Source organism: Nonomuraea indica, from assembly GCF_002850745.1.
GTDB lineage: Bacteria > Actinomycetota > Actinomycetes > Streptosporangiales > Streptosporangiaceae > Nonomuraea > Nonomuraea indica.
This window is the reverse complement of record NZ_KZ559470.1, coordinates 197,684-210,459: the sequence shown is the minus strand read 5'-3', so window position 1 is coordinate 210,459 and position 12,776 is coordinate 197,684. Positions and strand designations below refer to the sequence as shown.

Here is a 12,776-nt window from a genome sequence, read left to right as displayed (position 1 = left end):
CCGGCCGGTCAGGGTGCGGGCGCGTCGTCGCGGATGCCGACGGCCAGCAGGCAGGCGTCGTCCTCGGGATTGGGGCCGCCGATGTCGGCCAGCAGCTTGTCCAGTCCCGCGTCGAGGTCGCAGCCCCGCAGCCGGGCGGCGGCGGCCAGCACCAGGGACAGGCCCTCGTCGATGTCGCGGGTGCGCCGCTCCACCAGCCCGTCGGTGAACATCAGCAGCAGGTCGCCCTCGGTCAGCTGCGTCCTGGCCAGCTCGTACGGCTGGTCGCAGGTGGCGCCCAGCAGCACGCCGCGCGGCTGGTCCAGGGGCCGGGCGACGCCGTCACGCACCAGGATCGGCGCCAGGTTGCCGGCCCTGGCCCAGGTGAACACCCGGGTGGAGGCGTCGAGGTGACCGAGGACGGCGGTCGCGGTGGTGCCCTCCAGCCGGTGGATGGCCAGCTCGTTCAGCCAGGCGAGCAGCCCGCCGGCCGACTCGCCGGTCATGGTGAGACCGACGAGGGCGTGGCGGAGCTGCGCCATGTGGGCGATGGCGGGCAGGCCGTGGCCCGACACGTCGCCGATGGCCAGCAGGACCCGCCCGTCGGGCAGCGGGGTCGCCTCGAACCAGTCGCCGCCGAGGCTCGCCGTCTTCTCGGCGGGCACGTAGCGCACGGCGATCCTGGTGTGCGGCAGGTCGAGGCAGCCGGTCGGCTCGGGCAGGATGGCCTCGCGCAGCGCCAGCATCACGTGCCGTTCCTCGGCCGCCCGCTCCCGGGCCTCCAGCAGCTGGCGGCGCGACTCCGACATGATGCGCTCGGCGCGGCGGCGGCCGGTGATGTCCTGGACGACGCCGTGCACGCCCCGCGTCGCGCCCGCGCCGTCCGCCGGGCCGGTGCGGGCGTACGGGTCGAGAGGTTCGAGCACGACGCGCAGGTTGCGCAGCTCGTCCCCGCGGCGGATGCGGAACTCCGCCTGCGCCGGCCCGCGCCCCTGCACGGCCGTCACCAGGAGCTGGTCGAGCAGCCGCAGGTCGGCCGGCTCGACGTGGGCGGCGAGCTCGGCCAGCCCGACCGGGCCGTCGGCGGGGTCCCGGCCGAAGATCACGTACATCTGGTCGGACCAGGTGGCCGCGCCGGTGCGCAGGTCCCACTCGGCCCAGCCCATGTTGCCCAGCCGCTGGGCGTGCGCCAGGCGGGCGGCGAGCAGCTCGCCCGGCTGGCGGGTGGCGGCGGCCGTGCTCGTCGTACGGCGGAGCTGCCCCGGCCCGCCGCTCATGACGTCGACCATCAGCTCACCCTCGGAACGCGTGGAACGGGACATTAGCCTCACAATATGCGACCGTACAGGTGCGGACGGTGGTCATGGCCAGCCGTGTGGCGAGACCTTTTCGCGGATTTTAGGCGGCGTCATCCGAGTAGATTTGGGCTGTGACGTCCTCAGAAGACCTGTACCCCGTCTCGCGCCTCGCCGCTGTCCAGGAGGCCACCGCCAAGGCCGGCATCGACGCGCTGCTGCTCACGCCCGGCCCCGACCTGCGCTACGTCAGCGGCTACGACGCCAAGCCGCTGGAGCGGCTGACCTGCCTGGTGGTGCCCGCCTCCGGCGAGCCGTACATGATGGTGCCCCGCCTGGAGCTGCCCGCCGCTCAGGCCTCGCCCGCCTCCCGGCTGGGCCTGGAGTTCGTGGCGTGGGACGAGACCGACGACCCCTACCGGATCGCCGCCGACCGGCTCGGCAGGCCCGCCACGGTCGGGCTGGCCGACCGCATGTGGGCGATGGCGTCCCTGCGCTTCCGCGAGGTGCTGCCGGACGCCGAGCAGGTGCTTGCCGGCCGCGTGCTGCGCGAGCTGCGGATGCGCAAGTCGCCCGCGGAGGTCGCCGCGCTGCGCCAGGCGGGCGAGGCGATCGACGCGGTGCACCGGCAGGTGCCCGGCTTCCTGCGGGCCGGCCGCACCGAGCGGGAGGTGGGGCGCGACATCGCCGAGGCCATCCTCGCCGCCGGTCACGCCACGGTCGACTTCGTCATCGTCGCGTCCGGACCCAACGGCGCCAGCCCGCACCACGAGGTGTCCGACCGGGTCATCCAGGCGGGCGAGCCCGTCGTGGTCGACATCGGCGGCCAGCTGCACAACGGCTACTGCTCCGACTCGACCCGCACCTACTGCGTGGGCGAGCCGCCGGCCGACTTCACCGCCCCGTACGAGGCGCTGCGCCGGGCCCAGGAGGCGGCCTGCGCCGCCGTGCGTCCCGGCGTGACGTGCGAGTCGATCGACGCGGCCGCCCGCGACGTCCTCACCGAGGCCGGCTACGGCGAGTACTTCATCCACCGGACCGGCCACGGCATCGGCGTCGAGACCCACGAGGAGCCCTACATCGTCGCCGGCAACACCGAGCTGATGGAGCCGGGCTTCGCCTTCTCCGTCGAGCCGGGCTTCTACCTGCCCGGCCGGCACGGCGCCCGGATCGAGGACATCGTGGTGTGCGGAGACGACGGCCCGATCCGGCTCAACGACACCCCTCGTACATTGGTGATCGTTTAGGCAGAATCGGGACACCTACACTCTCACAAGGAGTTTCTCGATGACCGTTGAGCGTGCCCTGCCCACCCCTGAGGCGCACGACCTGATCCAGCTGACCCGTGAGCTGGTGGCCAAGGAGGTCGCGCCCCGGGCCGCGGCCGACGAGTCGGCCGGGCGGTTCCCGCGCGAGGTGTTCGCCACGCTGGGCGCCGCCGGGCTGCTGGGCCTGCCCTACCCGGAGGAGTACGGCGGCGCCGCCCAGCCGCAGGAGGTCTACCTGCAGGTCGTCGAGGAGCTCGCGGCCGGCTGGCTCGCCGTCGGCCTCGGCGTGTCGGTGCACACGCTGTCCTGCTTCCCGGTGGCGGCGTTCGGCGGCGCGGAGCAGAAGGAGTCGCTGCTGCCCGGCATGGTCGGCGGCGACCTGCTCGGCGCCTACTGCCTGTCGGAGCCGCAGTCCGGCTCCGACGCCGCCGCGCTGACCACCAGGGCCGTGCCCGGGCCCGGCGGCTACACCGTCGACGGGGTCAAGGCGTGGACCACCCACGGCGGCGTGGCCGACTTCTACCTGCTCATGGCCCGCACCGGCGAGCCGGGCGCGCGTGGCGTGTCCTGCCTGCACGTCCCCGCCGGGGTGGACGGGCTGTCGTTCGCCGCGCCCGAACGGAAGATGGGCATGCGCTCCTCGCCCACCGCGCAGGTGCGCTTCGACGGGGTACGCCTGCCGCCCGAGGCGCTGGTCGGCGCCGAGGGCGAGGGTTTCCGCATCGCCATGGCGGCGCTCGACGGCGGCCGGCTCGGCATCGCCGCCTGCGCGGTGGGCCTGGCCCAGGCCGCCTTCGACGCCGCCGCGGCCTACGCGCGGGAGCGGCGGCAGTTCGGCAGCCGGATCGTCGACTTCCAGGGTGTGTCGTTCATGCTGGCCGACATGGCCACGCAGATCGCCGCCGCCCGCGCGCTCTACCTCGACGCGGCCCGGCTGCGCGACGCCGGCCGCCCGTACGGCACCCGCGCGGCGATGGCCAAGCTGTTCGCCACCGACGTGTGCATGAAGGTGACCACGGACGCGGTGCAGGTGCTCGGCGGCTACGGCTACGTCGAGGACTTCCCCGTGGAGCGTTACATGCGCGAGGCGAAGGTGCTGCAGATCGTCGAGGGCACCAACCAGATCCAGCGGCTGGTCATCGGCCGGGCGGTGGCCAAGGAGTGACCCGGCCGGCCCGGCTATCCGGCGAGGGGGCGTTCCTCGTCGAACCAGTGGCGCAGCCGGCGTAGGACGGCCTGGAAGGCGCCCTGGTCGATGGCCTGCCCGATCGTCCCGTCGGCGAACCGCTCGCCGCGGACGATCGCCGTGACCAGCCGGGCCGCGTCGGCCACCGGGGCGTCGTCCAGGCCCTGCCCGGCCGGCCAGAGGGGGTTGCCGCGCACCCAGTCGGGCCAGCCGAACACCACCGTCACCTCCAGCTCGCCCAGCAGCCGGAGGATCCGGGTGACGGCGTCGCCGTAGACGGGGTAGGGCGCCTGGATGACGCCGGGCCGGACCTCCTGGCCGCCGCCCCACGACACCCGCAGGTCGTCCGGGGTGAGCGCGTCGGCGCGGGCGAACAGCTCCTGCCAGCGCTCCTCGGGCTGGGCGGCGAGCCGGGCCGCGATCTCCTCGTCCGAGGGTCCGGCCGCCTCCAGGGCGCGCCGGAAGGCGGCGTGCGCGTCGGCCGTGAACAGCACGAACCGGGCTTCGGTCACCCGGGTGCGCGCCGACCTGACGGTGCTGACGGCGATGCGGGCGGCGTCCTCGACGGGCCAGCCGTAGATGCCGGTGGACACGGCGGGCAGGGCCACCGTGGCGGCGCCCAGCTCGTCGGCGACGCGCAGCGCCTCGCGGTAGCAGGAGGCGAGCAGACTTGAGCGGTCCTCGGTGGCCGAGTGGACGGGTCCGACGGTGTGGATCACCCACCGGGCCGGCAGGTCGCCCGCCGTGGTGGCCACCGCCTGGCCCGTCGGCAAGCCCCGGCCGTAGCGGCCGGCGCGCAGCATGCGGCACTCCCGCAGGATGGCCGGTCCGCCGCGCCGGTGGATGGCGCCGTCCACCCCGCCGCCGCCCAGCAGGGAGGAGTTGGCGGCGTTGACGACGGCGTCGACGTGCTGCCGGGTGATGTCACCCTGGACGAGCGTGATCTGCATGGCGGCTCCCCTTCCGAGGCCGGGTCGCCTCCATCCTCGCCGACTGCGGCGGCGCGTCGCGCGCCTTGATCGGATGTGTTGATCATGTGACAATGCGCATGCGAGGGATGACAGCCGGACAGCGGGGGACGCCGCCCATGATCCGCGTGCCGATCGAGCGGTCCTAGATGCCGGCCGACGAGCTGGACGACGCGTTCGCGGCCGGTCGGGCCTGCGCGCTGGCCGCCGAGTGCGGCAGGGACCTGCGGCGCTGCGCCCAGATGTACGGCGGGCTGTTCCCTCCGGCCGCCTTCGACGCCGACCTGTACACCTCGCTGACGCTGGCCGGCGCGTTCAGCTCGCCCTGGACGGGGGCCGACGGGCTGAAAGTGGGCAACCGGGCCGCGCTGTGGGTGCTGGCCGTCGAGCGGCTGGTCCACCACACCGCCACGGGCCGTGACCAGGTGGACGCCCTGGTGCGCGACTGCCTGGCCGTCGCCGACGGGGCCGGCCCCAGGACGGCGGTGACGCGGTTCCTGGCGGATCTGCGCGACGAGCTGGACACGGTCGCCGCCTTCGGGGCCGCGCACCGGCTGTGGCGCGACCAGCTCGCCCGGATGCTCACCGCGATGGTCCGCGCCTGGGTGTGGCGCGACAGCCGGGCCGTGCCCACGCTCGCCGGGTACGTCGACAACGCCGACAGCCACGGCTCCCGCTTCGTGGACCTGTCGTACTGGATCTACGCGGGGGAGGAGTGGGCCCGGGGGCATCTGGCGGAGCTGCTGCCCGCCAGCGGGCAGGTCCAGCGCTACCTGCACCTGCTGGGCGACCTTGCCTCCTACCGCCGGGACGTCAGCTGGGGCGACCTCAACGTGCTCATGCTCGGCGTCAGCCGGGCCGAGGTGACGGGCGCGATGGCGGAGCTGGCGCGCGAGGCCGCCGAACTGATCGGCGAGCTGAGCCGGCTCAGCCCCCGCACGGCCGCCTACCTGCGGCGGCGCATGCACTTCCACGCCGGGGTGCACGGGGCGCCCGCCTGAGGTCCTGAGGGCCTGGCCGCACGGAGGTGACGGCGCCAGGAAAAGTTGATATTTGAACGGGTATGTGGCTTGAGGGGACTATGTGGCGTTGCTAGGGTGGCTCGGTATCGAGGTAACTGATCAACGACTTCTGCGCCTTGACAGCTTCGCCTGACAAGGCCCTCCTGGGCGGACTACGTGCGGCCCTGCCGCGCAGGGACATACGGGCGGTGCTCGATGGACTTCGGCCTCTCCGGCCGCCGGAGACTGCCCACCGCGATCAAGATCCTGATCGCCGGTGGCTTCGGCGCGGGCAAGACCACCATGGTCGGCGCCGTCTCCGAGACCCGCACGCTGCGCACCGAGGAGACGCTCACGCACGTCGGGCAGTACGTGGACGACCTGTCGGGCGTGGAATCCAAGCCCACCACGACCGTCGTCATGGACTTCGGCCGCATCACCATCCACAGTGACTACATGCTCTACCTGTTCGGCACGCCGGGGCAGGAGAGGTTCTGGTTCGTCTGGGACGAGCTGACCATGGGCGCCCTCGGCGCGGTCGTGCTCGCCGACACCCGCCGGCTGGCCGACTGCTTCCCCTCGATCGACTACTTCGAGCGGCGCGAGACGCCGTTCGTGGTGGCGCTCAACTGCTTCGACGGCGCCCGGCCCTTCACCGTCGGCGAGGTGCGCCAGGCGCTCAACCTGGAGCCCGAGATCCCCATCGTGCTGTGCGACGCCCGCCGGCGCGACTCCGGCCGCGACGTGCTGATCACGCTCGTCGAGCATGCCATGCGCAGGGGAGTCACCCCCGTCGGGACCATGTCGTGACCTCGACGGGCTATTTTTGACCGATGGAGGAGATCGACCGCCGGATCGTCACGCTGCTGGCCGGTGACGGCCGGATGAGCTTCACCGACCTGGCCAGGGAGACCGGGCTCTCGGTCTCCGCCGTGCACCAACGGGTGCGCCGCCTGGAGAAGCGGGGAGTCGTCCGCGGCTACGCCGCCATCATCGACTACGACGCGATCGGGCTGCCGCTCACCGCCTTCGTGTCGATCAAGCCCATCGACCCGGCCGCGCCCGACGACGCCCCCGACCGGCTGGCCCACCTGAGCGCCATCGAGGCCTGCCACAGCGTGGCGGGCGACGAGAGCTACATCCTGAAGGTCCGCGTCGCCTCCCCGGTGGCGCTGGAGGACCTGCTGCAGCAGATCCGCGCCTCGGCCAACGTCTCCACCCGCACCACGGTCGTGCTCAGCACCCCCTACGAGCACCGCGCCGCCGAGCTCGCGGGCCACCCGGGCAAGCCCGACGGGCCCGACGCCGCCCCCTGACGGCGGCTGCCGGCGGCCCTGCCTGACACGGTGTCCTGACACGGTGTCCTGACACGGTGCCCTGACAGCGGGCGCGCCGCCCGGCGGCGCGCCCGCGCCCGCGCGAGGGTCAGCGTTTGATCGACAGCATCCGGTCCGCCGGCAGCGGCGTGACGGGGGCCTGCGCCGTCCTGGCGGCGTCCGTCCCGCACAGGCCCGCGAGCAGGTGGCTCACCATGGCCCCGTCGATCGGGTGGGGCTCCAGCCGGCCGTCCTCGTTGACCCGCTGGTACTTCATCAGGTTGAACCCGAACGACAGCTGCCGGCGGCCGTCGGGGCCGGTCAGCGACTGGGTGCCCATGCCCCACACCCCGCCGTCGTGCCCCCAGAACCGGCCGCACGGCAGGTCGAGCGCGTACAGGCCGAGGCCGTAGTCGATGGCGAACCCGCCCACCCCGACCGGCACGGTCTTCTGCATCTCGGCCAGCTGGGCCGCGCCGACGAGCCGGCCCCGCAGCAGCGCCCGGTAGAACCGGTTGAGGTCGTCCATCGTCGACACCAGCGCCCCGGCAGTGCCGCCCCACGACATGTCGTAGACGCTGTAGTCGCGCGGCGGGTCGATCAGCCCGTACAACGACTCGTACGCCTTGGAGTGCGGCCCGGGGATGCGCGGGCCGCGCGGGAACGACGTGTCGCGCAGCCCCGCCCGGTCGATCACGTGGCGGGTGATGTAGCGCTCGGCCGGGGTGCCGGTGACCTTCGCCAGCAGCATGCCGGCGATGATGTAGTTGGTGTTGGAGTACGAGCCCGGCGTGGCCCCGGGCTCGCCGGTGGGCGGCGCGGCCAGCCCGAGTTCCACGAGCTCACGCGGCTGCAGCGTGCGGAAGCGGTGCTCGTCGAGGCTGGCGGGCGACCCCTGCACCAGCGACGGGAACGCCCCGGCGATGTAGTCGGCGATGTGGCTGGTGTGGTTGAGCAGCATCCGCACCGTCACCTTGCCGCCGCGCTCGCCCGGCAGCAGCCCGGGCAGATAGCGGTTCACCGGCGCGTCCAGCTCGACGGCGCCCCGCTCCACCTGCTGCAGCACGGCCACGGCGGTGAACGTCTTGGTGATGCTGCCCACCCGGTGCCGCATGTCCGGCCGCACCGGCCGGCGGGTCTCCACGTCGGCCACGCCCGAGGCGCCCTTCCAGCCGTGGCCCCCGTCGCGCACGGCTGAGTAGATCCCGTACATGCCGGCCTCGTGGACCGCGTCGAGCGACTGCCGCAGCGCGCCGCGGTCGAGCGGTGAGCCGTCCGCCGCCGACGGCGTGGCGGGGGCAGCGGACGGAGTGGCGGACGGGCCGGTCACCGGGGTGACGGCGGCGGCCGGAGCGGCCGTCGCCGCGGTGGCGAGCATCGCACCGGCGGCGGTCGCGGCCAGCATCCGGCGGCCCCGGCGCCGCGCCGTGGTCCTGTCGTCGGTCCTGTCGTCCTTCCGGACGGTCGATCGGGTGGGAATCATGGCATCAGCATGATCCCTTCGGCGGCGCCGGGTTAGTCCGCTGTGTCACCGGCCTGTCATGACACGCGTCATGCCGGGCCGGTGACATCTGCCCGTGCTGCCCGTGCTGCCCATGCTGTGCCGGCTGTCCCTGCCGTGCGGGTCGTCGGTGCTGTGCGGGGCGTCCGTCCCGTCCGCGCTGTCAGGCCGGCACGCCTTCCGCGTAGCGGGCGCGCAGCCGGGACCTGGCCGCCTCTCCGGCGCCGAGGCGGTCGAGCCCGTTGAGGGCGGCTCCGACGATCGGCGGCACGTCGGCCACCACCATCTCGGCGTACGGCGCCGCCGCGGCGAAGCCGCGCTCCAGCAGCGACGTCAGCAGCGCATCGCGCGCCCGCAGGACACCCCCGCCGAGCACCACCTCGGCCGGCTGCTCCAGCAGGCCGAGGCGGCGCAGGCACACCCGCGCCATGGTCGTCACCTCCCCGGCCAGCCGCTCCACCAGGCCCAGCGCGGCCGCGTCACCGCCGGCCGCCGCCGCGAGGACACCGGGGGCCAGCTCGTGCAGCCGGCCGTGCGGCACCCGCCCGAAGTGCAGGTCCAGCACCAGCTCCTCGACCGTGCGGACGCCGAAGTGGGCGCGCAGCACGTCCACCAGAACCGTGGCGGGGCCGCGGCCGTCCTCGGCGCGCGCCGCGTGCCACAGCGCGTCCTCGCCGACGACCTGGCCGCCGCCCCAGTCGCCGCTGATCCGGCCGAGCGCCGGGAAGCGCGCCACCTCACCCGTGGGCGAGACGCCGACGGCGTTGATGCCCGCGCCGCACACCACGGCGACCCCCCAGGGGCCCGACGCGCCCGCCCGGAGCAGCGCGAAGGTGTCGTTGCGCACGACCACGTCCGCGGCGAAGCCCCGTGCCGCGAACTCGCGGGCCAGCGCCTCCTCCTCGACCGGCAGGTCGGCCCCGGCCAGGTAGGCGGCCACGTGGTCGAACGGCGGCCGCCCTCGGGCCGGCAGGACGTGCCGGACCGCGTCGGCCACGGCCCGCTCCACCACGTCCACGGCCGCCGCGACGCCCGCGCTCTGCGGCAGGAACGGCCCCGAGCGGGCCGTGGCCAGTACCTCGCCGTCGTCGGCGACCACGGCCACGTCGGTCTTGCTGTTGCCGCCGTCGACCGCCAGGACGAGCCTGCGGGGCTGTGCCGGGGCACCGTTCACGGACGCACCGTCCACGGCAGGAAGGAGCGGTTGGCCTCCAGCAGCAGCCCGGTCAGCTCCTCGGCGACCGCGTCCTGACCGACCAGCGGGTGGGCGAGCAGGGCGTCGCGCACCCGGTCGGCGCCGCCGTGCCTGGCCGCCTCCAGGGCGAGCGTCTCGTACGCCGACACGTGCCCGATCAGCCCCGCGTACAGCGGCTCGACCGGCTCCACCGGCAGCGGCCTGGCGCCCGCGGCCGACACGGCGGCGGGCACCTCGATCACCGCGTCGGCGTCGAGGAAGGGCAGCGTGCCGTCGTTGCGCACGTTGACCACCTGGACGTCGCCCCGGTCGCCGAGCAGCGACGCGATGAGCGCCACCGCCGCCTCGGAGTAGTAGGCGCCGCCACGCTCGGCCAGCAGCTCGGGCTTGGTGACCAGCGACGGGTCCGCGTACAGCTGCAGCAGTTCCGCCTCCATGGCCGCCACCTCGGCGGCCCGGGGCGGCTTGGAGCGCTGCTCCTCGACGACGGCGTCGTGCGCGTAGAAGTAGCGCAGGTAGTACGACGGCACCGCGCCCAGCCGCCGGACCAGCTCCGGGCGCAGGCCGACCGCGTCGGCGATCTCCCGGCCGTGCGTGGCCAGCAGCGACGGCAGCACGTCCCGCCCGTCCAGGTGGACCGACCGTTCCCACGTCAGGTGGTTCAGCCCCACGTGGCCGAGCGACACGCGCGACGGCGGCACCCCCAGGAGGCCGGCGAAGCGCCGCTGGAAGCCGATGGCCACGTTGCACAGCCCGATCGCCCGGTGCCCGGCGTCCAGCAGCGCCCGGGTGACGATGCCGACCGGGTTGGTGAAGTCGACGATCCACGCCTCCGGCGCGTTGCGCCGCACCACGTCGGCGATCTCCAGCACGACCGGCACGGTGCGCAGCGCCTTGGCCAGCCCGCCCGCGCCCGTCGTCTCCTGGCCGACGCAGCCGCAGCGCGGCGGCAGCGTCTCGTCCACCTCGCGCGCCGCCTGCCCGCCCACCCTGAGCTGGACCAGCACGGCCTGCGCGCCCGCGACGCCCTCCTCGACCGAGGAGGTCGCCGTCACCCGGCCGGGATGCCCGGCGTGCGCGAGCATCCGCCGCGCCATTCCCGCGACCGGCTCCAGCCGCCGCCCGTTCGGGTCGATCAAGGCGATCTCGGTCACCGGCAGCTCGTCGCGCAGCCGCGCGAACCCGTCGACCAGCTCCGGCGTGTACGTCGAGCCGCCCCCGACCACGGCGAGTTTCAACCCTTCACTCCTGTCAGCGTGACGCCCTCGATGAAGACCCTCTGGGCGAAGAAGAACAACACGATCACCGGGGCCGTCACCAGCAGCGTGGCGGCCATGGTGAGGTTCCACTGGACACTGTGGAACGCCTTGAACGTGGCCAGCCCCACCGACAGGGTCCAGCCGTCCTGGGCCACTCCGCCGTACAGCAGCGGCCCGTAGTAGTCGTTCCAGCAGTAGAAGAACTGGAACAGCGCGACGGCCGCGATGGCCGGCCGCGCCATCGGCAGCACGACCCGCAGCAGCGTCCGCAGGTCGGAGCAGCCGTCGACCCGCGCGGCGTCGGTGTAGTCGCGGGGGATCGTGATGAGGAACTGGCGCAGCAGGAAGATCGAGTAGGCGTCGCCCAGCAGCATCGGCAGGATCAGCGGCCACAGGCTGTCGGTCAGCCCCGCCCGCGCCCACAGCAGGTAGACGGGCACCGCGACGACCTGCGGCGGCAGCATCATCGTGGTGATCACCAGCAGGAACGCCGGCCGCCGGCCGCGGAAGCGGAACCTCGCCAGCGCGTACGCCACCGGCACTGACGACACCAGCATGAACACGGTGCCGAGGGTGGCGTACAGCAGGGTGTTGGCCGTCCAGCGCAGCAGCTGCGACTTGGCGAAGACGGTGGCGAAGTTGTCCCAGTTCCAGGTGTGCGGCCACAGCCGGCTGGTCAGGGCCTGCTCGTCGGTCATCAGCGCCGTCAGCGACAGGAAGACCGCCGGTGCCAGGAACATCAGGGCCAGCGCGAGGGCGAGCGCGTGCGTGGCGACCCACATGAGGACCCGGCGCCGGCGCGCGCCGGCGCCGGCGCGGCGCGCACCCCGCAGGGCGGCGGGGGACGACGCGGTGACGGTGACGCTCACGAGCCCTCCTCGGCACGGCGGAACTGGCGCAGCAGGACCAACGTGAAGATCATCGACGTGCCGAACAGCAGCAGCGCCAGCACGCAGGCGTATCCCATGCTGAAGTCGCGGAACCCGACGTGGAAGAGCCACTGCGGCAACGTGAGCAGCGACTCGTCCGGGTAGCCGGGGACGAAGGCGGAGCCGGCCGAGTCGGTCGCGCCCGACGCCACCCGGGAGGCGATCATGGCCTGGGTGAAGTACTGCAGCGCGTAGATCACCCCCGTGATCGCGGAGAACATGAGCACCGGCGAGATCACCGGCAGCGTGACGCTGCGGAAGCGCCGCCACGGCCCGGCCCCGTCGATGGCGGCGGCCTCGTACAGGTGCCTGGGCACGTCGAGCAGGGCCGCCAGGAAGATCATCATGGTGTTGCCGCAGCCCCACAGCGCCAGCAGCGTCAGGCTCGGCTTGGACCAGGCCGGGTCGCCGAACCAGTCGGGTCCGGTGACGCCGACCAGGGCGAGGAACTGGTTCCACGGCCCGGTCCCCGGGTTCATGAGGAACACGAACGTCACCGTCCCGGCCACCGCCGGCACCAGCGTCGGCAGGTAGAAGATCGTCCGGAACAGCCCGACCCCGGCCTTGAGCATGGTGACGAGCTGGGCCAGCCCCAGCGCGAACAGCACCTGCGCCGGCACCATGAAGGCCACCAGCCACAGCGTGTTGCGCGCCGACGTCACCACCCTGGGGTCGTTGAGCAGGTAGCGGTAGTTGTCCAGCCCGACGAACTCCAGCGTGAACAGGTCGTAGCGGTGGAAGGAGAAGTAGACCGTGGCCAACAGCGGATAGACGAAGAACACCGACACGCCGACCAGCCAGGGTGACAGCCACAACAGGGCCCGCAGGCCCTCGCCGCGCCGCCACCGGGGGGTGGCGGCGTGGGAGACGGAAGCCATC

At 73.6% G+C, this 12,776-nt stretch carries 12 protein-coding genes and 1 pseudogene; 5 read left to right on the top strand and 8 right to left on the bottom strand.

Annotation, left to right across the window (positions count from 1 at the left end; all coding sequences use genetic code 11):
* Positions 1-8 precede the first annotated feature (8 nt).
* Positions 9-1,301: a PP2C family protein-serine/threonine phosphatase gene (locus CXR44_RS15740; protein WP_245899191.1), complete on the bottom strand. Its 1,293-nt coding sequence runs from the start codon at positions 1,299-1,301 to the stop codon at positions 9-11.
* 107 nt (positions 1,302-1,408) lie between these two features.
* Here CXR44_RS15740 and CXR44_RS15735 point away from each other — a divergent pair, with 107 nt between their 5' ends.
* Positions 1,409-2,521 carry a M24 family metallopeptidase gene (locus tag CXR44_RS15735; RefSeq protein WP_245899190.1) on the top strand — a complete coding sequence of 371 codons (1,113 nt, stop codon included), beginning with the start codon at positions 1,409-1,411 and terminating at the stop codon, positions 2,519-2,521.
* Between the two features lie 40 nt (positions 2,522-2,561).
* Positions 2,562-3,707: an acyl-CoA dehydrogenase family protein gene (locus CXR44_RS15730; protein WP_101786782.1), complete on the top strand. Its 1,146-nt coding sequence runs from the start codon at positions 2,562-2,564 to the stop codon at positions 3,705-3,707.
* Positions 3,708-3,721: 14 nt separating this feature from the next.
* On the opposite strand, the gene CXR44_RS40930 is transcribed toward CXR44_RS15730, so the two are convergent.
* Both CXR44_RS40930 and CXR44_RS40925 read right to left on the bottom strand, forming a co-directional pair.
* A complete protein-coding gene (locus CXR44_RS40930) occupies positions 3,722-4,150 on the bottom strand; it encodes a DUF6508 domain-containing protein (RefSeq protein WP_281260281.1) in 429 nt (142 codons plus the stop codon).
* 24 nt (positions 4,151-4,174) lie between these two features.
* Positions 4,175-4,678, bottom strand: a pseudogene (locus CXR44_RS40925) (O-acetyl-ADP-ribose deacetylase); the annotation flags it as partial.
* A 167-nt stretch (positions 4,679-4,845) separates the two neighbouring features.
* On the opposite strand from CXR44_RS40925, the gene CXR44_RS15720 reads away from it, so the two are divergent.
* The 3 genes from CXR44_RS15720 (at position 4,846) to CXR44_RS15710 (ending at position 7,013) form a co-directional block, all read left to right on the top strand.
* Positions 4,846-5,697 carry a terpene synthase family protein gene (locus tag CXR44_RS15720; RefSeq protein WP_101786781.1) on the top strand — a complete coding sequence of 284 codons (852 nt, stop codon included), beginning with the start codon at positions 4,846-4,848 and terminating at the stop codon, positions 5,695-5,697.
* A 216-nt stretch (positions 5,698-5,913) separates the two neighbouring features.
* Entirely contained in the window at positions 5,914-6,507 is a 594-nt protein-coding gene (locus tag CXR44_RS15715) for a GTP-binding protein (RefSeq protein ID WP_101786780.1), read from the top strand.
* Positions 6,508-6,530: 23 nt separating this feature from the next.
* Positions 6,531-7,013 carry an Lrp/AsnC family transcriptional regulator gene (locus CXR44_RS15710; RefSeq protein ID WP_101786779.1) on the top strand — a complete coding sequence of 161 codons (483 nt, stop codon included), beginning with the start codon at positions 6,531-6,533 and terminating at the stop codon, positions 7,011-7,013.
* 109 nt (positions 7,014-7,122) lie between these two features.
* Here CXR44_RS15710 and CXR44_RS15705 read toward each other — a convergent pair whose 3' ends face one another.
* From CXR44_RS15705 to CXR44_RS15685, 5 genes are all read right to left on the bottom strand, one after another.
* A complete protein-coding gene (locus CXR44_RS15705) occupies positions 7,123-8,496 on the bottom strand; it encodes a serine hydrolase domain-containing protein (protein ID WP_245899189.1) in 1,374 nt (457 codons plus the stop codon).
* Positions 8,497-8,677: 181 nt separating this feature from the next.
* Positions 8,678-9,688 carry an N-acetylglucosamine kinase gene (locus CXR44_RS15700; RefSeq protein ID WP_101786978.1) on the bottom strand — a complete coding sequence of 337 codons (1,011 nt, stop codon included), beginning with the start codon at positions 9,686-9,688 and terminating at the stop codon, positions 8,678-8,680.
* Complete coding sequence (locus CXR44_RS15695; protein ID WP_101786778.1) at positions 9,685-10,947, bottom strand: 6-phospho-beta-glucosidase; 1,263 nt, start codon at positions 10,945-10,947, stop codon at positions 9,685-9,687. Before CXR44_RS15695 ends, CXR44_RS15700 begins: the two co-directional genes overlap by 4 nt.
* On the bottom strand, positions 10,944-11,837 hold the full coding sequence (locus tag CXR44_RS15690; protein ID WP_245899188.1) for a carbohydrate ABC transporter permease: 894 nt from the start codon (positions 11,835-11,837) through the stop codon (positions 10,944-10,946). Before CXR44_RS15690 ends, CXR44_RS15695 begins: the two co-directional genes overlap by 4 nt.
* A complete protein-coding gene (locus CXR44_RS15685; RefSeq protein ID WP_101786777.1) occupies positions 11,834-12,775 on the bottom strand; it encodes a carbohydrate ABC transporter permease in 942 nt (313 codons plus the stop codon). Before CXR44_RS15685 ends, CXR44_RS15690 begins: the two co-directional genes overlap by 4 nt.
* Position 12,776 lies beyond the last annotated feature (1 nt).

Bases quoted from the DNA above. Each gene is read 5' to 3' on its own strand.
- CXR44_RS15685 (WP_101786777.1), bottom strand. From the start codon at position 12,775: ATGGCTTCCGTCTCCCACGCCGCCACCCCCCGGTGGCGGCGCGGCGAG.
- CXR44_RS15730 (WP_101786782.1), top strand. From the start codon at position 2,562: ATGACCGTTGAGCGTGCCCTGCCCACCCCTGAGGCGCACGACCTGATC.
- CXR44_RS15720 (WP_101786781.1), top strand. From the start codon at position 4,846: ATGCCGGCCGACGAGCTGGACGACGCGTTCGCGGCCGGTCGGGCCTGC.
- CXR44_RS15740 (WP_245899191.1), bottom strand. From the start codon at position 1,301: ATGTCCCGTTCCACGCGTTCCGAGGGTGAGCTGATGGTCGACGTCATG.
- CXR44_RS15705 (WP_245899189.1), bottom strand. From the start codon at position 8,496: ATGATTCCCACCCGATCGACCGTCCGGAAGGACGACAGGACCGACGAC.
- CXR44_RS15715 (WP_101786780.1), top strand. From the start codon at position 5,914: ATGGACTTCGGCCTCTCCGGCCGCCGGAGACTGCCCACCGCGATCAAG.
- CXR44_RS15710 (WP_101786779.1), top strand. From the start codon at position 6,531: ATGGAGGAGATCGACCGCCGGATCGTCACGCTGCTGGCCGGTGACGGC.